The following is a 22,322-nucleotide window of genomic DNA, read 5'->3' as shown; positions in this document are numbered from 1 at the left end:
TTACCAGTGATATCACTGGTAAAATGTGTCCCAATAAATTGTCCCACTTTATAAAATTAAAGTTAACATCTTATTAATGAATATTTAAATAAATAGTTCATTACACTTAATTATCTAAATTTAGATAATGAAAACCCCATTGCTCCACAATGAGGTTTTTTTATTATTTTTGATTATTTTCTCTTTATTTAATGAAAAAATATAATAGATAAAATGGATATTGAAAAAACTATTCAAATAATTAAAGCATTTTTAAAATAAATTGTTTTTGTTTTTTTGTAGTTTTTAGATAAATTAGAATCAATACTAATAAGTGATTCAATGTTTTTGTATTTATCTACTCTTTTTTCTCCTAAATAAAGTGTTAATAACATTAATCCAGATAAAATATTAGGTACTAATCAGTAGAAAATTTTAAGTGAAAAACTAAATATTTTAAGATTGTTTTCTAAATCAACAACATTTTTGTCAACAAAAATATTTTTAAAAATTACTAATAATAATCAATCAGATGTCCCTATTCCACCAGGTGTTGGAGAAAGGTTATTTGCTGTATTTACAAGAGCACTTCCTGCTAAAAAATTTAAGAATCAATACATAAATTGACCTGGTGTATTATATACTTCAAGTATTTTAGGTTGAATTATTAAAGCAATAAAAATAGCGCCATTTAATACGAAATTTAAAATTTTATATAAAAATATACACTCTAAAAATAATTTAATATCTTTAAAGACATTTTTAATATTGTTTTTAAATTCAGAGAATTTATTTTCTAAAACTATTTTTTTTCTATCTAAATTACTAAAATAATATAAAGGATGAAGTTTATGAAAGAAAATGATAACTCTTATAATAAAGTGTTGAACTGGTTTAACAACTGAAATTAGTAGAATAATAAAAAACAGAACAATATTTAATAATATTCCTAAAATTAAAGAAATAAAAGTTATTATTTTTTTAGCATCTATATCAACTAAAAGAGTATCTCTATATAAATAAAAACCTAATGGAATAAAAATAAAAGAAGTTATTAAAATAGATATTTGTTGAAATAGTGATGATAAAGCAAATGCAGAAGCTAAATGTGATTTATTATACCCTTTTTTCTGTAAATATCAATATGAAGATAAATCACCACCAAAAGCAAAAGGAGTAATATTTTGAACAATAGTTCCTATAAAAATTGCTAAATATAAATGTTTGAACTTAACTTTAGTTCCTTGTTTTTTAAGTATTCTATAGAGCATAAACGTGCTAAATAGATAATAAAATAAAAAGGATAAACCAATTGCAATACTAAAAAATCTATTTAAATAATTATTTAAAAATATGTTGTAAAAAATAACAAATATTCCTAAAACTCCCTCAGCATCACTTTCTTTAGTTCTATAAATGGTTGAAAATAAAATTACAAAGATCACAAAGATTATTACTAAAAACGAAGCGAACTTAAAAATGTTTTTAATCTTACTATTTATGTTTGTTTCTTTTAATGAAATAGAAAAATCTATAATTTCTTTTTTGATTTCATCTTCTTTTTTAATTATTGAATTGATTTCTTGTTTGTGTATAAAGGTTGAAAAAGTAGAAAATTGTAGTAAATTTTGCACTTTATCAAAATAGAAATTAATAATAAATCCATTTTCTAAAGTTAGTTTTATAGAAATTGTTCTTTTTGAATAAAGATTTTCCTGCTTTTTAAGATCAAACTCTAAAATTTTATATTTAGAAATCATTTTTTCTCTTTTGATTTTTTTAACAAATTTTAAAAAGGAGTTAAAACTCATAGCTATAGTTTGATTAAATCTTGAAACATTAACATCAATTTCTTTTTTTATCTTTGTTAATGAATTGCAAATATCTTTTTTATTGTTTTTAAAATAATCAAAAACTTCTATATTAAATAAAATATCTGCTACATTTTCAAATCCAACTAAATCATTTTTGTTGCTAAAATCGATTTTATAAATTTTAATTCCATCATAAACAAAAACTAAGTTTTTAATCTTATTTTTGTTTTTAAACACAAAATCAGTTAAAGAAATTTCTTTTGGACTTTGTATAATATTAGTAATTCCTTTATCTCTTAAAAGTCTTTGAAAAATAGATAATTTATCATCTAAAATATGAAATTCAACATTATTTAAACCATTATTTTTATCACTAATATACTCAACAGTCAGTAAGTTAATATCATCTTGTGTTAATTCTATATATTTATTATTTAAATTTTTAACAAAGATATTTTTTGTTTGCTTTTGAATATTATTAAAAAATAGAATATCTTTTTTTTCTTTTTTTTCTTTTAATAATGTTTGTTTAATTTCTCTTTTTAAAGGAATTTCTTTACCATTTAAAAAGCCATTAAAATGTTTGATAGAAATATTTTTATATGGTAAAAATACAGATAAATCATCTTTTTTGTCAATAGAAATTAAATACTTATTATCAGAAAAAACGGTTTTGTTACTTTTGATAATTCTTTTATCTAAAAAAACAATACCTTCTTCTCTGTTTTGAACTTTATTAAAAGCTAAAGTATTAAATAATTCTAGTTTATTTAAAAATTGTTCTTCTTTTTTTGTTAAGTTATCTCAAGTTCTTTTTTTGAAAACAATTTTATAAAAATCATTTTCTTTTAAAAATAAAATGGAGTAATCATAACTTTGCTTAAAAATTTCGTTTAATGCAAAATCTTTAGTTAAATTATTTTCTGCATTTAAAACTGTTATTTTATTATTTTGATCACTTGATAAGATTTTAATAAAAATTTCTGCAAAAGCATAATTGATATCATCATGATCAAAATATATGAAAATTTTATGATTCTTATTTGATAACTTTTGAAGCATATTTTTAAATAAAGTAGCCTTTAGAAAAACACTATTTTCATTAATTTCTTCTTCAGAATTGCCTAATTTAGCTACGATTTCGGATGAAATTATATTTGCAGTTTTTAATTCATTTTCGGAAACAAAAAATTCTCCATCAGTTGCTAATGAATCCATTTTTTCTGTATTTTCTTCGTTTATATGATTAATTAAATGCTCGTTATTATTATCTATCGTCATTGTATCCTAAAATTATTTTTCTCTTTGTGAACCGAATAAATCAAAAGCTTCTTCTTCAACTTCCTCTATTTCATCGAATTCTCCAGATGGTTCTACAAATTGATCAAACTCGTGAAATTTTGGTAAATCTTGAAGAGATTTTAATTTAAAATAATCGTAAAATCTATTTGTAATTCCATATAAAGTTGGTTGTCCAACAGTTGGTGAAACACCCACCTCTTCTATTATTCCTTTCATTAATAAGGAAGCAACAATTGCATCTGAAGCAACTCCACGAATGTCACTAATCATCGATCTAGTTACTGGTTGTTTGTAAGCAACAATTGCTGCAGTTTCAATAGCTGCATTTGATAATTTGTGTCTTCTTGTAATTGTTACTAAATCAGAAATATATTCTTTAAATTCTTCTCTTGTAGCAAATTTAAAAACATCATTAAATTCAACTACAAAGATTCCACGTTCAAGTCTGTTAAAGTTATCTGCAAATCTTTTTAGCAAACTTCTTGCTTCATTAACTGTGTTTAACTTTAGAACTTGTTGTAATTGTTCAGAAGAAATCCCTTCTTCTCCTTGCATATAAATTAAAGCTTCAATTATTTTATTTTTCATAGTTTGGTCCTTTTTCTATTATTATTGTAGCAAATTGTTCTTCTTGTGTTAAGATAATTTCTTCTTTTCTACTCATATCTAATAATGCTATTAAAGTAATTACAAAGTGTTTTATGGAAGGTACTGAAAAGATCATTTCAAAAGTAACTTTTCCGTGTTTTGCAAATAACTCTCTTATCATTTTCATTTGATCGCCAGGAGTAACACTAACACTATCGATTTTAATTTGTCTTAATTTTTCAGCATGTAATCTTTCAAACATTAAAGTTAAAATTTGCGTTAATTTTGTTTTTGAAGAATTTCCATCCACTTGTGTTCTGTCAATAGGTCTAACAAATTCTTCCAAATCATTTGCTTTTTTAATAAAAATGTGAGATCTTTTTTCTTCTTGCTCTCTTAAAAGTTGAAAAATTGGTTTAAATTGTTGGTATTCAGCAAGTAATCTTAATAATTTTTCTTTATCTTCTTCAATTTCTTGTTTTATAACTTCATCTTTTTCTGCTAAAAGCATTTTTGCTTTTATTTGAATCAAAGTTGCTGCCATAACAAGATAATCAGTCGCTATTTCAAAGTGAGTATCCTTAATTCTATCAATAACTCTTAAATAGTCAGTAGCAAGTTCTGCTAAGTTTATTTCAAAAATATCTAAATTTTTCTCTTTTACTAAAGATAATAATAAATCTAATGGTCCACTAAAATTTTCAATATTTATATCAGCATCATTATTTTTTTCTGCTTCGATTTCTTTTTCAAGATTTTCTTCTATTTTATCTATATTTTCTTTAATTTTGTCTTTTAATTCATTCTCTAATTTTTCCATTATTTATCCTTTTTACTTCTTTTTTCTGGATCGCTAACAATATATTTACTTTCTATTATGTTTTTTACTCTTGCAGCTATTGCTTCATTTGATTGAGAACTAAAACTTAGTGGTTTTATTAAATTATGAAATATAACTTCTACCTTTAATTTTCCTTTTCTTTTGGAATCAAACATTAGTCCACTATAATTAATAGTTATAGGTAAAATTGGTAAAAACATTTTTTTAGCTATTTTAAAAGCTCCTGCTTTAAAATCTTGCATTTTACCATCTTTGCTTCTGGTTCCTTCTGGGAAAATTATTCCTATAGTTTTATTGGTTTTAACAAAATTTCCGAAATCATCTAAAGTTTTAAATGATTCTTTGATTTTAGAACGGTCAATAAAAAATGTATCAATTAAATTTAAAATACTTCTAGAAACTCAATTTTTAGTGAGTTCTTTTTTAGCAAGAAAGGTTAATATTCTTCTTGGATCTGTTTTTAACTCAATATCGGATTGCAAAGCACTAAATAAAATAAAAGAATCTCCATTAGACAAGTGGTTAGCAACAGCAATAAAATTTTTATTAGTTAAATTTTCTTTGCCCTTTACTTCAATTTCAACATTGTATAATTTTAAAATTTTTTCTGCATATTTTAAAATTAAATCGTTTCTAAATTGTGGTTTTAATTCAATTTTTCCTTTTTTATATTTTTTTGCCATTCTCCTAATTTTATTAAATCTATATAATCAAATAGGAGAAAACAGAATTTTTTTAAATTTTATATTCATAATAATATTCCTTTATTCTTTTTTAATTGCTACTGCAATAACTGTATCTTCATCATTTGAGGTTGATATTTCAAAATTTTGAAATTTATACTTTTTGTTTTCTTTATAAATATCAATTTGCTTAAAATTAAAATATTTATTATCTGCTTTAAAAATTGCTTCTTTAATTGCTCACCTTGTAGCTAAAAATTTTTCTTTATTTTCTGTTTTTATAAAAGAATTTCATTCATTTTCTGACAAAATTCTTTTTATAAAATTTTCTTTTTTTCCTTTAAATCTGGAAATTGAAATTATATCTACCCCAATCATATTTATAATTATACTTTTTTTTCGAAAAATAGGAAAAATATTGTATTTTTCTCATTTTTGTATTTTTTCTTACAAAAGTAGTAAAAAAAGGAAATAATAAGTATGCAAAACACTAAAAACAGAGGAATGATCTTAGAAAAAATAATTAATAATACTATTAAATTTTATTTAGAAAATAATATTGCAATTTTTCACAAAAAGAATTTAGATATTTCTTTTAAAAAAGTATCAAATAACAATGAGTTAGAAAATGCAATTATTTCTAAAAAAAGTACTGTTGATTATTATGGTATTTATAAAGGTTTTTTTATTTGTTTTGAAGCTAAAAGCACAAATGAAAATTACTTACCTAAACAAAACATAAAAGATCATCAATTAAAATATTTAAAAAACATTAATGCACATGGCGGTATTAGTTTCTTTATAATATTATTTAAACACTTAGAAAGATTTTTCCTTATTTCAGCAAATAAAATTGATCTAAATAGTGAACAATCAATAAATATTGATTTTTTATCAAAAGAAGGGATTGAAATAGATTTAATGTATCCAGGAATTATTGATTTTGCACCATTTATCGAATCTATTTAATATTATTTGATATAGATTCTTTAAAATGTTTTGCTGGTTTAAACTTTGGAATTTTTTTAGGTTCAACAATATATTTTTCTTTGGTTTTTCAATAAATTGTTTCTCTTGCTTTTTGAGTTGTTATACAAAAAGTTCCAAATTTTGGAATCAAAATTTCTTCTTCTTCATTTAATTTATCCATAACTAAATTAATAAAAGAGTCTAAAAATAAATCACAATGTCTTATGTTTAATTTAGTTCTTTGTGAAAGTTCAACTAAAATTTCTTTTCTTTTCATTATTTATTCTCACCTTTGTTTTTTAAAATTAATTTAATTGGTGTTCCTTTAAAATTAAAATACTGTCTAAGTTGATTCTCAATATATCTTAAATAAGTAAAATGTGCATAATCTTTGTTATTAACAAAAAGTAAAAAAGTTGGAATAGGTCCTTCTACTTGTTTTATAAAGGAAATTTCCAGTCTTTTTCCTTTTAATGATGGAGCAGGTTGACTTATTTGAATTTCCATTAACACTTCATTTAAAAGACTTGCTTGAATTTTTCTTTGTAAATTTTCTTTTACATGAAGAATTTCTTCTTTTAATTTTTCTAATCTATTCTTGTATAAAGCAGAAATAAATACAACAGAAGCTCAATCTAAAAATTTATAATTTTTTCTAAGTTTTTTTTCAAAATTTACCATAGTATTTGTTTCTTTTTCAACCAAATCCCATTTATTTACAACAATAATTATTGGTTTATTTTCTTCAAATGCATAACCAGCAAGTCTTGAATCAAAATGACTTAATTCTTGTGTTGCATCAATTATAATTAAAGATAAATTGCTTTCTGATAAGGAATTCATAGCTCTCATTAAGGCGTAATGATCAACCGATTCAACTAATTTAGATTTTCTTGTTATTCCAGCTGTATCAATAATTTCAAATTCTTGATTATCAATAGTTAAAAAAGAAGATATAGAATCCCTTGTAGTACCAGCTATCGGAGAAACAATAGATCTATTTTCATTAAGAAGAGAATTTAGCAATGATGATTTACCAGCATTTGGTTTACCTATTATTGAAAGTTTAAATTTATCCGATTTTTCTGTATTTTCGAAATTTAAATGAGCAACTACTTCATCTAATAAATCTCCTATACCTTCACTATGCATAGCTGAAAGTGGAAAATATTTTTCAAAACCAAGTTTATAAATTGAATAATCAAATTCTTTGTTTCCTTCTAATTTATTACATGCAACAAGGATTTTTTTTCCACTTTTTCTAAGTAAATTTACTACGAAAAAATCGTCTTTATCTACTTCATTTCTTCCATCAAGCATCAAAATAATTAAATCAGCTTCTTCAATAGCTATTTGTGCTTGAATTCTTATTTGCTCTTGAAAAATTCTTTCTTCAACTTCTATTCCACCTGTGTCTATTATTTTAAATTTCTTTCCTGTTCATTCAACTTCTTCATAAAGTCTATCTCTAGTTACACCAGGTTGATCATGAACTATTGATACACGTTTTCCTATTAATTTGTTAAAAAAAGTTGATTTACCAACATTAGGTTTTCCTACAATTGCAACTATGTTCTTACTCATTTTTCATCCTTTGCTCAACTAATTTTGAAATTTCTTCCACTACTTCTTCAAGAGTCAATTTAGAAGAATCAATTAAAATAGCATCTTCTGTTTTGTGTAAAGGATCATTTTCTCTATTCATATCTTGAAAATCACGATCTTCAATCTCTTTTTTGAGTTTTTCAAAATCTGTTTCAAATCCCATTTCTTTATTTTGTTTCATTCTTCTTAATGCTCGAACTTCTGCAGAAGCTCATAAAAATATTTTTAACTCAGCATTAGGTAAAATAACAAATGTTGTATCTCTTCCATCCATTATTACCCCTTTTTCCTTACTTGAATAATCTTGTAAAAATTTTACTATTTGCTTTCTTATTTCTTTATATCTGGCAATATTACTTGCTCCTCATGAAATAACATCTTGTCTTAAATCATTAGAATTAATTAGCTTATTTTCTAAATATAAATTACCTTTCTGATCTAAATGCAATTTGTCTATATTTCAATTTTCTAATACAAATTTTTCATTTGATATTTGAGAAAAATTATTTTCTCCTAATTTATTTAAAAAATACAAAGAAATTGCTCTATAAAATGATCCAGAATTAATAAATTTTAAGTCATATTTTTTAGCAAGGAGTTCAGAAACACTGGATTTACCAACTCCTGAAGGTCCATCGATAGCTATATTTATTTTTTTCATTTCTATCCTTTCATTTTCGATATTAATTGACTCAACATGTTGAATCTCTTCATCAAAAATATGTGAATCTATATTTATGTTTTCTACAAATGTAATTCTTTCCTTTTTTTCATTTAAAAAAGCATTTAACTCATTTATTTTATTATTTAAAAAATTAAAATTTAAACTTATATTTTTGTCATCTTCTAAATTACTATTTGCTTTTTTTTCTCTATCTAAATTTTCTAAAATTAAAAAATCATCTATTTTTAATGTGCTTTTTTTATTAAAATTTTCTACTATTTTTTTAATTTTATAATAATTTTTCTTAAGTTTTACATCTTTTTCTAAAAGAGCAAAATAAAAAAAAGAGTATCCATTAATAGAATCTCTATATTTTTTTCATTTTTGTCTTCTATTTTCTTTATTTTCATTCATAATTTTAATTAAATTATAAATGAAAATAAGAATATTTTTTTATTTATTTCTTAAATTTTTTCCAAAAATTTTATACTCTTCAGTAAGTCCTTTAATTCTTTCTATAAATCTTGTAACTTTAAATTCTTCATCTTCTTTTTTGTTGTTGTCCACAAAAGAATCTAAATAAATTTTTTTGAGTTCCAATAAAGAATAATTAGAACTAAAAAAAGTTATTTTTGAATTTTCTAAACGATAATTTAAAATTTCGTATAAAACTGAATCTCTGAATCACATTGATTTTTTTTCTAAACCAAAATCATCTAAAAATAATTTATCTACTTTTTTCAATTTTTCTAAAATTTCATTTAAATTTAATGTTTTGGAAGTTATTTTATTATTTAAATAAGTTTGAAAAATAGGAATATTTAAAAAAATTATAGAATTATTTTTTTTAGCAAAATGCACTGATGTAGCTTGTAAAAATTTTGTTTTTCCCACTCCCATATCGCCATAAAAATAAAAGCCATGCTCTAAATTTTTATATTTTTCTATGACTTTTAAAAATCTTGAGTTAATTTTTGTATCTTTTTGTTGATTTTGTTTTAAAAGAGTTTTTAAGTCTAAATCAACATCAAAACTAAAAATTTCTGTTAATCAAAAATTTTGTTTATATTTCTCTTTTTTTCTTTTCTCAGATAAAATAAATACTTTTTTCAAAGTTCCTGTTTCAGTTCTTACGATTGAAACTTCAAAATTTTCATTTTTTTCTAAAACTTGAATAAATAAATCTAAATTTTTTTCAATTTCTTGATCCAAAATTGAATATTGTTCAATTATTTCAGATGTTTTACTATTTCTTTTTATTTCTTGAATTATTAGTTGTTTCTTTTTATCAATTATTTCTTTTTCTTGTTCACTAGAAAAGATATCTAAATTTAATTTCATTTTATACCATTCTCTTTTCTATAAAAAATCTAATATTTTTTCTAATTCATTTTCTGAAACTTCTTTTTCTTTATTTTTAAATGAATTATTAGAACCATTAGTTTCTTCTTCATCTAAATCTAAAATATTAGTTTGGGAACTCTTTTTAAAAGAAAGGGCATCTTCTAACTCATTTTTAATATCCTTTGCTTCAGTTATTTCTTTTTTTAGTAAATCAGATATTATGGTAATAAAATACTTTCTATTTATTTTACCATTAACTTCATAACAAAAACTTAACACTTCATTAATAGATTCTTGACTCATATGAACTAAAAATTTATCAATTTCTTTTACTAAAGAAGGTTTTACAGATTTTTTAGTTAAAAAATTTAAATATCTTTCAGTATTAAAAGTTTCTTTAGCAGTTGAATTGTCATTAACCTTAGTTAATTCAATTTCTACTGTATTAGATATTTTTTGTTCATCGATTTTGAAAACTTCTAAAAAGCTTGTACTAATATCTTCATAATCATCTGTATTAGTTAATTTAACTTCAAATTTATTTATTAATTTTTCTAATTTTTTTTGTCCTATTTTTTTCTCTATTTCATTTAAAAATAATTTATTTTTTAAAATAGTCTCAACTTCTAAAGGTTTTTTTAGTAAAAAAATGTATTCATCTAAGTCTTCTGAATAGTAGGTTCTAATTAAACCAACAGCTTCTAAAAATTGTTTGCTTTTTTTGAATTTATCTTCTTTCATATTTAATTCAATAATAAATTCTTCAATTTCAAAAAATAGAGAACTTAAAGATAAGTTTGCTTTAACTTTATTATGTAAAAAACTAAACAAAAATACAGCTTTTGCCCCAATAATAGGTAAGTAAAAATTCTCTATGATTTCCATATCATAATCTGTTATTCTTTTTTCTAATTCTAATTTATATTTGCTTTTCATTTTACTCCCTAAAATTTTGTTTTTTTATTTAAGTGAAATTATTTTATTATAGTATTTTTAAAGTTGTAAAAAAATCTTCAAAAAAGTTTTCTTTTTCTATATCTTCTCACGAAATATTAACAACTTTTTTGCCTATTTTTCCATTATTTAGGAAATTATTTAATTCAGAAATTTTTTTATTCACACCTTTTTTTTCAATATTTTTTTGCCTTTTTTCTTCGGTTGTTTGAATATTTAAAATTTGTGAAAAAAAACGAAGAAAATTTGCGTTTTTCGTAAATAAATTTGGTATTTCAACAAAATCATATTTATACTTGCTTAAATGTTCTTCAAGCACCGGATAAACTAATTGTTCTAATTTATTTATATTGCCTTTGTCATTAAGAATAAAGTTTCTAATTTCTTCTTTATTTACTTCATCATTTTTAATAAAATTTATTCCTAATTTTTCTTTAATTATAGAAACGCAAACTCCGTTTTTTGCATAGCATTCTTTATAAAAATCATCGGTGTATAAAACTTTATAACCGTATTTTTCTATTTTTTTTAAAAAGGTTGTTTTTCCAGAACCATATTTTCCAATAACTGCTATCATCTTAAAAATTGTCTATTTTCTTTTCTAAATTTTTTAATTCTAAATATTCTAAAATATTTGCTAATTCTTTTGTTCTTCTAAATTTAAAAGTTGTACTTTCTATTGTGTGTTTAGTTGTTGCTTGGTCGTTTAATTTTACAATTTCTCTATATAAATAAACATTTTCTTTATCTGCAAGTAATTTTTCTTTTAAAGAATCTGAAACTTCTTCAATTCTTCTATAAATATTGTCAATATTACTAAATTTATTTAATAGTTTTTTAGCAGTTTTTTCTCCTATACCTTCAACACCTTTGATATTATCAGATTGATCGCCAGCAAGTGCTTTAAAATCAATAACTTGTCTTGGATCCATTTCTTCATAAATATAAAAGTTTTTTCTTGTTTTTAGTGTATATTCTTCTCTTCTTTTGTTTAATACTGATACATGGTCATCTACCAATTGCAATAAATCTTTATCTTCTGAAAATACTATAATTTCATTTTCATTTTCTGAAAATCTTTTTGCTAAGGTAGCAATTAAATCATCTGCTTCAAAAGTTGGAATGTTTTCAAAAACTATATTCATTTCAGTTAATATTTTTTTAATTCAATCAAATTGAATTCAAAGTTCTTCTGGTGCTTGTTTTCTGCCATCTTTATAATCAGCAAGCATTTCGTGTCTTTTTGTTTTTTGAGCAGAATCAAAAGCTAGATATAAACAATCTGGATCAATGTAATCAATTACATTTAATAAAGTGTAAAAGAAAGCGTTGATTGCTGATGTTGGAACACCATCTTTATTATTTAAATTGTTGTAAATTGTTCCATAAAATGACTTAAAAAGTAGTAAATTGGCATCCACTAATAATATTTTTTTATTCATATAACTCCTTTATAATAGATGAAATTTTAAAATCATGATTTTCTTTTTTTAGTATTTCAAATTCATAATAATGATTAATTTTTAGTTCTTTAATTTTTTCTCATTCTCTTCAAAAAATTAATATTTCAATTATTTTTGAACTATCTTTAAGAGTAATTTTACCCATTTCATTATTGTTTTTATCATGGAAAGAAGATTTGGAAACTACTTTTAAAACTAAAATGTGCTTAGTTCCTTTGTGGATATCTGCAAGTTTGATTTTTCCTTCAAATTTACTTGCTTTTTCCTTTGTAAAAGTCATTCCAAGATAAGACAACTCTTTATTTTGAATTAATTCTATTTTAGCATTATCTAGTTCTATTTTTATATCATTTTGTAAAAATTCATTTTTTGTTTTTTCATAAATTTCTTCATTTAAAGAAAAATCATCACCTTGTTTTTCTACGATTATATCTATATATAAAGAAATTTGGTTATATTTTTCTTCAAGTTCAAAGATATTTCCAAATTCTCTTAAAGTATTTGAAAAAATTAAAGTTTTGATAATTGAATCAGTAATTTTATTCATTTTCATTTTTAAACAAAAATCAAAAAATGAAGTGAATTGACCTTTAGATCTTATTTCAATAATTTTTTGTGTTGCAATAATACCAAGACCTTTAATCATAATAAAAGGTAAAATTAATTTATTTTCAACTATAACACAACTATTTAAAGAACTATTTATTTCTGGAGATTCGATTTCAAATTTTAAATTTTGAGCTTCTAAAACATATTTTTTAATTGTTTCATGAGAACCACTTGCATTATTAATTAAAGCAGCATAAAAATATTGAGTATATTTACTTTTTAAATATGCCATTTTATATGCTAAAACAGCATAAGCTACTGCATGAGCTTTGTTAAACCCATATTCTGCAAATTTTTCTATTTGAGAAAAAACTTTTTCAACAGTTTCTAAGGAATAATTATTTGAAAGTGCTCCAGAATAAAATTTTTCTTTTAACTCTTCCATATAATGAATATCTTTTTTAGAAATTGCTCTTCTTAAAATGTCTGCATCAGCAAAATCCATTTTAGCAACAGTTTGAGCTATTTGCATAATTTGCTCTTGGTATATGATAATTCCATATGTGCTTTTTAAAATTTGGTCAAAATCATTAGAGATAATTGGAATTTCTTCTAAACCTTTTTTTCTTTTAGCATAAGTATCAATATTTTTTATTGGTCCTGGTCTAAAAAGAGAGATTATAGCAGCAACATCATCAATGGAAGTGACGGAAATTTTTTTCAAAGTTTCTTTCATTCCTGGTGATTCCAGTTGAAAAACACCGTTTGTTTGTGCTTTTGAAAGTAATAAATTAGTATTTAAGTCATATGTTGGAATATTTTCAATTTTGATTTGCAATCCTGTTTTTGCCTTTACAAGTTCAATCACATCTTGAATAACGCTTAAGTTTTTTAAACCTAATAAATCAATTTTTAATAATCCAAATTTTTCAAGATACTCCATAGGAAATTGAGTTTCTAAAAAATTATTATCTGTATATAAAGTTGGAACTACTGTTTCAATTTCTTTGTCACTAATAACAACTCCAGCAGCATGTGTTCCATGTTGTCGTGGAAGTCCTTCTATTTCTTTAGCTATTTCAAAAACTTCTAAATATAAAGGATTTGAGTTAATTTTTGCTTTGAATTTAGGTATTTTTTCATATGCTTGTTTTAATGAAAAATCATTTGGAATTAATTTGGAAATTTCATTAACTTCTGAAACAGAAATTTTTTTAACTCTCGCAACATCTCTAAATGCCATTTTAGCTCCAAGAGTTTGGAAAGTTGTAATTAGTGCTACATTTTTTTTGCCATATTTATTAATTAAATAATGAATTAATTCTTCTCTTCTTGTATCTTGAATATCTATATCTATATCTGGCATTGTTACTCTTTTTGGATTTAAAAATCTTTCAAAATATAAGTCATATTTCAGCGGATTTATTTCTGTTATGTCTAAAATATATGAAATAAGGGATCCTGATACTGAACCTCTTCCTGGTCCAATAAAAATATTCTCTTCTTTTGCTCACTTAATTAAATCTCAAATGATTAAAAAATAATCTGAAAAACCGAGTTCATTAATAATTTCTAACTCTTTTTTTATTCTTGGTAAACTATCAGCAAATTTTTTTAATTCATCACTTTTAGCATTAGCTTTTTCTTTAATAATATCCATTAAATATTCTTTAGAATCTAAATTTTTATCATTTTTAAATTTAGGTAAAGGATTTAGTTGTGTTGGAAAAATTATATTAATATCATCTATAATTTTTTCTATATTTTTATTGTTTTTTTCATTTATTTCATCCTGCTCACACAAAGCAAAGAAATCATTTTTTATTTCTTTATTATTAATTGAAAAAAGTGTAGATAAAACATCTCTATCTTTTTCTAAAAATAGGCGATTTTCCTTTATAAAAACAGTTTTTTCATCATTTATTTCCTTACTATTTTTGTAGAAGTTAACGATATTTGGAACTTCTTTATTTGTTGCATAAAAACCATAATCAAAATGGTCAATAACTATCAAATTTTCATCATCTAAATCAGAAATAAAAATCTCTTTTTTTGCAAAAAATTCAGAACTTAATTTACTTAATTTTAAGTAACCTTTATAATTTTTAGCAAAAATTAAAAATCTATATTTTTCTACATCTAAATCTATTCCAATTATGGGTTTTAAATTATTTTTTTGACACTCATCAATTAATTTTGCTACTCCAAACATATTATTTCTATCACAAATAGATGCATAAGAAAAATTATTTTCTTTAGCAAAATAAATAAGTTTATCTATTGTAATTGTTGATTCCAAAAAAGAATATTCAGTAATATTATGTAATTTATAATTATATTTTATTTTCATTTCCATAATTTAATTATATAGAAAAACAAATAAGAAAAAAGGAAACTTTTTAAAAATTTCCTTTATGGTCAATAAGGTGATTTGGCGCGCCCGAGAGGAGTCGAACCCCTAACCTTTTGGGCCGTAACCAAACACTCTGTCCAGTTGAGCTACGGGCGCAATTTGGAGGCACCAACCGGATTCGAACCGGTAATCAGGGTGTTGCAGACCCATGCCTTGGCCGTTTGGCTATGGTGCCTTGTATAATTACGTATTTAATTATACAACAAATTTATCTATTTAAATGATTTTAGTATTTTCTAAAAATAAAAAAAATCATTTTGAAAAGAATTAGCCTGTTCTTTTTTCATTTTTTCCTTCAGTAGATATAATCTTAAGCGGTCTAGAAAGTATAAAATGAATAGAATCTTTTTTAATATATTCTCTTTTTTCATCTGTTTTTACATCATAATCTTGTATTTTTCTTTCTCTAGAAAAAGTTAAATCATAATCATAAAAATTTTCTGAATCTTGATTTGCAATTGTTTCAACATTTTCTCTTGCATTTAAATCATTTTCAATGTTATATCAGTCATTTAAATAATTTCGAGATGTAAAACCTAAATTTTCTGTTGTAAATACGTTTATTATAGGCAATGAAGAATTAAACTTATCAATTTCTTTTTGTGAAATACCCGGTATGAATTTTTCTATTTTAGGTTTTGGAATAGAAAATCATTTATAATTTTCATTATCTTCGTATTCAGAAAAACCAAAATTAGATAATAAATTTATTTTAGAAAAATAATTATTTTTATATTCTTTAGGTAAATAAAGTTCGTTGTTAAAAGCAAATCTTCCTTCAATATTTACATTTGGAATTGATAATAATTCTTCCATAATAGAATTATCAATCGAAAAAACTTCATTATAATCTTTATCGCTTTGAGAAAAATTAAATTTAAATTTATATTTGCTTTCTTTTACTAAATAAACATCTTTTCCATTCTTATATTTTATTTTTTTGTTTGGCACAAATTTGTCAATAACGTCCTTATAAACTTGAAATTTAAATCTAAAATCAAATAATCACTTATAAAAAAATTCAGTTTTTTCTTGTTTAAAATATATAAAAATATTTTCGTTATTAAATTTTTCTAATTTTACATATTCATAAGTAGGCTTAAATTCTAATAATTTATCAATATTGATTATTTCATAGTAATCTTGATTATTGAAATCAAATTCTTCAAAATCATCAAATACATAATTATCACTTCCCACGTATTTTTCTTTATATTTATTAAAAAGTTCTTCATATTTTTGTTGTCTTGGCGTTTTTGGAAAATTTGGTTCTTTTGATTTTTCTTCATGATTACAACTTACTACCAAATTTACAGAAGCAAAAGCTAGGATTGCTGCACTAGTTAATAATATTTTCTTTTTCATTATTTAGTCCCTTCTATTTTTTTAGCTCTATATTTTATGTAATCTCTTAGATATGACATCATTCCTTCTTGAGAATCAAAGAATAATTCTTGATTATTTAAATCTATGGTTCACAAATTATAATAGTTAGATTTTATTTCAATAGATTTGTTATCTTCTACATAAAATCTTCTTTCTGCTACAGGAAGAATTAATTTTCCAAGAATTAATCTGTAGTTCAATTGGAAAATTTTAGGATCATTAAATTCAAATAATTCTTCTCTAAAAGGTTGCCCTCTAGAAATAAGGGTGCTTTTTAATCCTGGGATATAATATCTTTCTTTTGGTTTCATTCTTTTTAAAAGATATTCTTCTAAATTCGATTCTTCAGTTTGATTAGCTAATTCTGTAATATTGGTATATCTTGAATTATAATTGTAGATTTTTTTCTCTGCATCATCTATTGAAATAAAGTTTTTTAAAATTCCTATTTTGGTATTTTCTAAAAATAAAAATTCTTTGTTTTTTCAAAAGTATTGATTAAAATTTTTTAAAATATTAAGCAATTTTTCATCTTTTTTAGTTTTGTTATTTTCATAATAATCTAATCAAATGTTTCTTAATTGATTTAATCCATTTATAGTAGAATCAGTTTTATTTATATATTTTATTTTTTGATTATTAAATGGATTTTTTATTAATTTTTGATGATTAATAATTGTATAATCATTTTTTTCAATATTTTCAAATAATGATATATTATTTTGATTTTTATAAACAAATTTATCATTTAAAGAAAAGAATTTGCTTTTCATAAATATTTTATATTTTTTATTATTTATGTCTTTAATACTATTAATTATTTTACTTTTCATTAAAATATTAAAATTATTTATCTTTTCTTTAGTTTTTTTCACTCCAGTTTTAGAAATTAAATTGTTTATATTATAAAATACAGAATCATAATTAGATGTTAAATTATTACGTTTTTCTTCAATACTTTTAATTAATATTTTTTTCATATTTAAATCTAAAACTAAATCATTGTTAAATTCTTTATATTTTTCTTTTAATTGAGAATTATTTTTCAACATTTTCTCTAATGTTGAAATCATTTGCTGTTTTAAAATTTTTACATTTAGATTTTTAATTCTATTTTCAAAAACTCTTTTTAATTTATTTGTATCTAATTTTAAGTTAACTTCTATATTAAAATTATTTCATGCTTGTGCTGAATCATAAGAATCTAAAATACTTACTGGTGCTTTAGAAAAACCAAAATATCTTACAATTGCTTGTTCATCTAGTTTTCATTTGGTTTTTGTTTTTATATTCATATTATTTATTGATAAAAAGTTTTTATCTTTGAGTCTAAGTGTAACATCTCCAACTTTATTTACAAAAAAATTATATTTCTGTTCTAAATCCGTTGTAAAATAATCATTAGAATTTTTCATTGTTTCTAAAACATTTTCTACATTATATTTATCTATATAATTTTGACTAACATTTTTTTCTAAAGTAAGACCATTTTCATCATTTTGAATAATAGATCAATTGCTTTCATTATCATTAATTGAAACTTCAAAACCACTATTTGTTTTGTTTTTATCACCTTTTGTTTCAACTAATTTAAATTGTAGTTTAAAGACTTTTTCGTTTTTCATATCAAATAAATCATCAATAAAATTATTCATAACATTTTCTAAATAATTTTCTAAATCAGTATTGTCTCTATGATAAATATAGTCATTTCCATTTAGTGTAATTCCTTGTTTTTCCTGATTAATTTTTACATTTTCTAAATCATCTTTATGACGTATAATTACATTTTCTTTTGCTAAAATATCTCTCAATTTATCTATATCATCCTGTATAAATGGATTGATTTTTAAATCATATTCTGGTTGATTTACTTCTTTAACTTTAAATTCATAAAACGGATTGTAAGTTAAATTTTCTTTAATTGCTTCAACTATGCTTAACTGCGCTTCTTCTTGAGTATCAAAAGGATTGTTGAAACTATCAAAGTATTTTTTAACTATTCTGTTTTCAGAAATATATGAATCAATTGCAAGTCTTTGATTATCAACGTAATTTCCAAAAATATCTCTGTATGCAGGTTTTATTTTTTCTCGATCATATTTATAAAGTTTTTCTGGTTCAAGAAAAACTTGACCATATTGATTATTTGTATCTTTAAGACCAATTGCACTTGTAAATCTTCTGTTTCCTATTTTTAACAATTCATTTAAAATTTCTTGATGATTTCTAAATGATTTAGGCACACCATTTATTTCTATTACATATAAATGTCCTGTTTCTGAATCACCAAAAGCAGAAACAGAAATCACTGGTAAAGCAACATAAGTTGCTGCTGTTAAACTAAATATTATTTTTTTCATTATTTACTCCTTTTTACTCAATAAAATATATTTGTAATGTAGTTAATATTATTTCGAAATTTTACAAAATATCATTTTAGTTTTATTTTTAAAAACTTGTTATTAATAAAATTTCACTATCATAATTACCATTATTTTGTCTTCTTTTAAAATAGTATTTCTGATAAAACTGCTATTTTTGATACTAAATAAAAACTTTTAAATTTCATTTTAAATAGAATATTATTTAACATTTTATTTTTATTGTAAATTTTAATCAAATTTTTGATAACCACTTTACTCATATATTTAAATTATATCATTTTATTTAAAAAAATTCATAATTATTCAAAAAAATAATCAAAATTTTTCAATTTTTTAATAAATTAGATTTTGATTTAAGAAAAATACGGAATATTCTTTTTTTAGGATTCCGTATTTTTTTATTATGTTTTGACTAATATTTATTTTTTTATTTAAATGATTTTAGTATTTTTGATACTCCGCCGTTCTGTTTTCTCGGTCCTACGACATCCGCAATTTCTTGCAACCTTTTAGAACCACTTTTCATTGCTACTAAAGTACCTACAATATTTTTTGTTGTAGAATCGTTCATAGAATCGCCAATGTGCATTGATTCTTTTAAATCAATATTTAAAAATTCTGCTATGGTTTTTGCTGCTTCTCCTTTTGAACAATCATGTCTTGTAATTTCAATTGCGTAATTTTTACCCACAATTCTTGCGTCTATTTGGTTATGAAATTTAGTTGTTAAATCATTAAATAAATTTTTAATTTTCTTTTTTGAATGTCCTATTACAAGAATTTTATTTAATTCTTTGATTTCAAACTCTTCATAGTCTTTATGACTAAAGTGAGAAAATAAAGAATATATTTTGTTTCAAAAACCACGTCCATAAACTATTGATCCAGGATTTGCAACAAAAGTAAGTTTTTGATTAATTACTTCATCCAAAATTTGTTTAATTACTTCTTGAGAAATTTTATAGTTTTGAATTTCCTTAAAATTTTTGTCAAGTATAATGGAACCGTTTTGACATACTATAAATTTAGCATTAACTGATTTAGCTATTTTTTCTACTTCATGATTAAAGGTTCTACCTGTTGAAATAACAACAGGATATTGTTTTGAATATTCTAAAACAGCATCTTTATTTTTTTCACTCATTTTAGCTCAAACACCTATACCTTTATCTAAAAGTGTTCCATCTAAATCTAAAAATAATAATTTTGGAAATTTCATAGGTTAATTATACTTGTTTAATTAAAAAATATGCTAAAATTTATAATTAATTTTAATGTAGAAAGGAAAATATGTTCCCATATAAAGCTGAGTCTTTTAATGGAAATATTGATTTAGCAATTTTTGTTAATCTATTAATATATATATCAATATTATTAATAGTACCAATTACAATGGTTTTACTAATTGCTAAATTAAAACCAACTATTAAAAGAAGTTCAAATATTTACTTATATGCCCTAAGTGCAGGAATGCTAATTATTATAGGAACAGTAGGATTTTTAAGAGAAGGTTTTGATACCATCGAACACAAAATTCATCATCAAGATGAATTGAAAGATTTTCTAAGTAAAAGTGTTTATAATGAACAATTATTGACTTTAGCAATAATTGGTTCAGGAGCAATTATTGGAATTGGTACTATTTTTATTGTTAGATATATTTTTGTGCGTTTTTTTGGTGTTTCTGATGTTCACAAAGACCATAATGAACATGGTCATAGCGACCACATTATAAACTTTAGTGATATCGATAATCCTAAATCTGCTTGATTAGCTATATTATTGCTTTTATCACATAGAACAATTGATGGATTTATTTTAGGAGCTACAGTTTCAAGAATAAGTGTAGGTGAAGATATTAATGTAGGTTTAATTGTTACATTTAACATTCACATTGTAATTGAAATTTTGATTGTTTATTATAGACAAGTACAATATGGTCAAACAGTTAAAAAAGCAGTTATTTATAACTTATTAACTACTCTTTTATTAATTCCTATTATGACTATAGGTGCATTTATAAATAGACATTTGCAAACAATTTGATGATTACTACCAATAATTAATGCTTCTGGTGGTTCTATCCTAACTTTTGTTGTTGTAATAGAACTTGTTCCAGAGTTCATTCACTTAAGAAATGGTTCAAAAAAAGAATGATATTGATCATTAATATTCTTTGCTATTGGAATTATAGGAACTTTAATGATGCTTTCTTTCCACTCTCACGAAGCAACACATGTAGAAGAAGTGGTAGAAAATCATGCATTCATTAAATTACTTTTAAAATAAGAAATATTTCAATCTATTAAGATTGATTTTTTTTATTAGTTTCCCAGTTTGGTTAATTAAAAAACCGTTTATGCCTGTTTTATGGGGCAAAACGGTTTTTATTTATCTGATTTAATTACATTTTTTAATTTAATCATTCTTTTTAAAAAGAATAAAAAAATCACCTTAAAAAGGTGAGGTCATTTTTTGAAATGGTGGCTCCGACAGGAATCGAACCAGTGACACACGGAGCTTCAATCCGTTGCTCTACCTACTGAGCTACAGAGCCATGGCGGTCCAGACGGGGATCGAACCCGCGATCTTCTCCGTGACAGGGAGACGTATTAAACCACTTTACCACTGAACCGTTGGTTGCGGAGATAGGACTCGAACCTATGGCCTTCGGGTTATGAGCCCGACGAGCTACCAACTGCTCCACTCCGCTATATAAATGTTGTAAATTGACAACATTGGAATTATTTTTAAGTTATTACCTTATTTAATAATAAATGGCGGGCAATGAGGGATTTGAACCCCCGCGGGCGGTGAAGCCCCTGCTAGTTTTCAAGACTAGTCCCTTCAGCCTCTTGGGTAATTGCCCATGGTGGACCCAACTGGACTCGAACCAGTGACCGACCGGTTATGAGCCGGTTGCTCTAACCAACTGAGCTATAGGTCCAAAATAAACCCGCTGGGTTTCCATATGGTGGCTCCGAAGAGAGTCGAACTCTTGACCTTTCGGGTATGAACCGAACGCTCTAACCAACTGAGCTACAGAGCCATGGTGGAGAGGAAGGGAGTCGAACCCTCTACCTCCTGCGTGCAAGGCAGGCGCTCTAGCCAAGTGAGCTACCCCCCCATGGTGAAGAAGACAGGATTTGAACCTGCGACCACTACGACCCAAACGTAGCGCTCTGCCAAGCTGAGCTACTTCTCCGTTGAAAATTATAACATAAAATACAAAAATCAAAATATTTTTTAATAATTTTTTTTAAATTTATTTTTAAAGGCATATTTATTAAAAAAATAATAAGAAAAGAACACTTATTTTAGTGTTCCCTTAAATGAAATATAAAGTGCACCAGTGTTTTTATAACCTACTTGTATTTTATA

Annotated in this window: 18 protein-coding genes and 10 tRNA genes; 2 read left to right on the top strand and 26 right to left on the bottom strand. The window is 23.5% G+C overall.

The features are described from left to right. Nucleotides 1-188 precede the first annotated feature (188 nt). The 5 genes from ACXX86_RS02880 to ACXX86_RS02860 form a co-directional block, all read right to left on the bottom strand. Entirely contained in the window at nt 189-3,074 is a 2,886-nt protein-coding gene (locus ACXX86_RS02880; RefSeq protein WP_458559604.1) for a lysylphosphatidylglycerol synthase domain-containing protein, read from the bottom strand. 12 nt (nt 3,075-3,086) lie between these two features. Then, nucleotides 3,087-3,683, bottom strand: coding sequence for an SMC-Scp complex subunit ScpB (gene scpB, locus ACXX86_RS02875; protein WP_436358474.1), 597 nt, complete (start codon nt 3,681-3,683; stop codon nt 3,087-3,089). Then, nucleotides 3,673-4,503 (bottom strand): segregation/condensation protein A, encoded by an 831-nt coding sequence (locus ACXX86_RS02870; protein ID WP_458559603.1) that lies wholly within the window; start codon nt 4,501-4,503, stop codon nt 3,673-3,675. The genes scpB and ACXX86_RS02870 overlap by 11 nt, the downstream gene beginning before the upstream one ends. Further along, entirely contained in the window at nt 4,503-5,207 is a 705-nt protein-coding gene (locus ACXX86_RS02865; RefSeq protein ID WP_436358476.1) for a lysophospholipid acyltransferase family protein, read from the bottom strand. Before ACXX86_RS02865 ends, ACXX86_RS02870 begins: the two co-directional genes overlap by 1 nt. Before the next feature lie 81 nt (nt 5,208-5,288). Further along, nucleotides 5,289-5,585, bottom strand: a complete 297-nt coding sequence (locus ACXX86_RS02860) for a holo-ACP synthase (RefSeq protein WP_436358477.1) — start codon at nt 5,583-5,585, stop codon at nt 5,289-5,291. Nucleotides 5,586-5,687: 102 nt separating this feature from the next. Here ACXX86_RS02860 and recU point away from each other — a divergent pair, with 102 nt between their 5' ends. Continuing rightward, nucleotides 5,688-6,176 (top strand): Holliday junction resolvase RecU, encoded by a 489-nt coding sequence (gene recU / locus ACXX86_RS02855; RefSeq protein WP_436358478.1) that lies wholly within the window; start codon nt 5,688-5,690, stop codon nt 6,174-6,176. Here recU and ACXX86_RS02850 read toward each other — a convergent pair. The 13 genes from ACXX86_RS02850 to ACXX86_RS02790 form a co-directional block, all read right to left on the bottom strand. Further along, complete coding sequence (locus ACXX86_RS02850; RefSeq protein ID WP_436358479.1) at nt 6,169-6,453, bottom strand: HU family DNA-binding protein; 285 nt, start codon at nt 6,451-6,453, stop codon at nt 6,169-6,171. The genes recU and ACXX86_RS02850 overlap by 8 nt on opposite strands. After that, the gene (der, locus tag ACXX86_RS02845) at nt 6,453-7,760 is read right to left on the bottom strand and encodes a ribosome biogenesis GTPase Der (protein WP_436358480.1); all 1,308 of its coding nucleotides are present in this window, start codon (nt 7,758-7,760) and stop codon (nt 6,453-6,455) included. Before der ends, ACXX86_RS02850 begins: the two co-directional genes overlap by 1 nt. After that, a complete protein-coding gene (gene cmk, locus ACXX86_RS02840; RefSeq protein ID WP_458559601.1) occupies nt 7,753-8,859 on the bottom strand; it encodes a (d)CMP kinase in 1,107 nt (368 codons plus the stop codon). The genes der and cmk overlap by 8 nt, the downstream gene beginning before the upstream one ends. A 39-nt stretch (nt 8,860-8,898) precedes the next feature. Further along, entirely contained in the window at nt 8,899-9,786 is an 888-nt protein-coding gene (locus tag ACXX86_RS02835) for a DnaA ATPase domain-containing protein (protein ID WP_436358482.1), read from the bottom strand. 18 nt (nt 9,787-9,804) lie between these two features. Further along, nucleotides 9,805-10,725 (bottom strand): DnaD domain protein, encoded by a 921-nt coding sequence (locus ACXX86_RS02830; RefSeq protein WP_436358483.1) that lies wholly within the window; start codon nt 10,723-10,725, stop codon nt 9,805-9,807. 46 nt (nt 10,726-10,771) lie between these two features. Further along, nucleotides 10,772-11,320 (bottom strand): dephospho-CoA kinase, encoded by a 549-nt coding sequence (gene coaE / locus ACXX86_RS02825; protein WP_436358484.1) that lies wholly within the window; start codon nt 11,318-11,320, stop codon nt 10,772-10,774. A 1-nt stretch (nt 11,321) separates the two neighbouring features. Then, entirely contained in the window at nt 11,322-12,185 is an 864-nt protein-coding gene (locus tag ACXX86_RS02820; protein ID WP_436358485.1) for a 5'-3' exonuclease, read from the bottom strand. Then, complete coding sequence (gene dnaE / locus ACXX86_RS02815) at nt 12,178-15,111, bottom strand: DNA polymerase III subunit alpha (protein ID WP_458561095.1); 2,934 nt, start codon at nt 15,109-15,111, stop codon at nt 12,178-12,180. The genes ACXX86_RS02820 and dnaE overlap by 8 nt, the downstream gene beginning before the upstream one ends. Before the next feature lie 76 nt (nt 15,112-15,187). Continuing rightward, a tRNA-Arg gene (locus ACXX86_RS02810) sits at nt 15,188-15,264 on the bottom strand. Nucleotides 15,265-15,268: 4 nt separating this feature from the next. Beyond that, nucleotides 15,269-15,343, bottom strand: a tRNA-Cys gene (locus tag ACXX86_RS02805). Between the two features lie 92 nt (nt 15,344-15,435). Then, nucleotides 15,436-16,533 carry a hypothetical protein gene (locus ACXX86_RS02800; protein ID WP_458559613.1) on the bottom strand — a complete coding sequence of 366 codons (1,098 nt, stop codon included), beginning with the start codon at nt 16,531-16,533 and terminating at the stop codon, nt 15,436-15,438. Beyond that, a complete protein-coding gene (locus ACXX86_RS02795; protein ID WP_458560322.1) occupies nt 16,533-18,917 on the bottom strand; it encodes a hypothetical protein in 2,385 nt (794 codons plus the stop codon). The genes ACXX86_RS02800 and ACXX86_RS02795 overlap by 1 nt, the downstream gene beginning before the upstream one ends. A gap of 451 nt (nt 18,918-19,368) precedes the next feature. Further along, on the bottom strand, nt 19,369-20,160 hold the full coding sequence (locus tag ACXX86_RS02790; RefSeq protein ID WP_436358487.1) for an HAD-IIB family hydrolase: 792 nt from the start codon (nt 20,158-20,160) through the stop codon (nt 19,369-19,371). 71 nt (nt 20,161-20,231) lie between these two features. On the opposite strand from ACXX86_RS02790, the gene ACXX86_RS02785 reads away from it, so the two are divergent. Continuing rightward, nucleotides 20,232-21,230: a hypothetical protein gene (locus tag ACXX86_RS02785; protein WP_458559607.1), complete on the top strand. Its 999-nt coding sequence runs from the start codon at nt 20,232-20,234 to the stop codon at nt 21,228-21,230. A gap of 192 nt (nt 21,231-21,422) precedes the next feature. Here the strand turns inward: ACXX86_RS02785 and ACXX86_RS02780 are convergent. From ACXX86_RS02780 to ACXX86_RS02745, 8 genes are all read right to left on the bottom strand, one after another. Next, nucleotides 21,423-21,498, bottom strand: a tRNA-Phe gene (locus ACXX86_RS02780). A 1-nt stretch (nt 21,499) separates the two neighbouring features. Further along, nucleotides 21,500-21,576, bottom strand: a tRNA-Asp gene (locus ACXX86_RS02775). A gap of 2 nt (nt 21,577-21,578) precedes the next feature. After that, nucleotides 21,579-21,654: transfer RNA gene (locus ACXX86_RS02770), tRNA-Met, on the bottom strand. Between the two features lie 65 nt (nt 21,655-21,719). After that, nucleotides 21,720-21,810, bottom strand: a tRNA-Ser gene (locus ACXX86_RS02765). Between the two features lies 1 nt (nt 21,811). Further along, nucleotides 21,812-21,888 (bottom strand) — tRNA-Ile (locus ACXX86_RS02760). Nucleotides 21,889-21,913: 25 nt separating this feature from the next. Next, a tRNA-Met gene (locus tag ACXX86_RS02755) sits at nt 21,914-21,990 on the bottom strand. A 1-nt stretch (nt 21,991) separates the two neighbouring features. Then, nucleotides 21,992-22,068 (bottom strand) — tRNA-Ala (locus ACXX86_RS02750). A 1-nt stretch (nt 22,069) separates the two neighbouring features. Then, a tRNA-Pro gene (locus ACXX86_RS02745) sits at nt 22,070-22,146 on the bottom strand. Nucleotides 22,147-22,322 lie beyond the last annotated feature (176 nt).

Source organism: Mycoplasma sp. CB776, from assembly GCF_054343395.1.
This window is presented reverse-complemented; position numbering and strand designations above follow the sequence as displayed.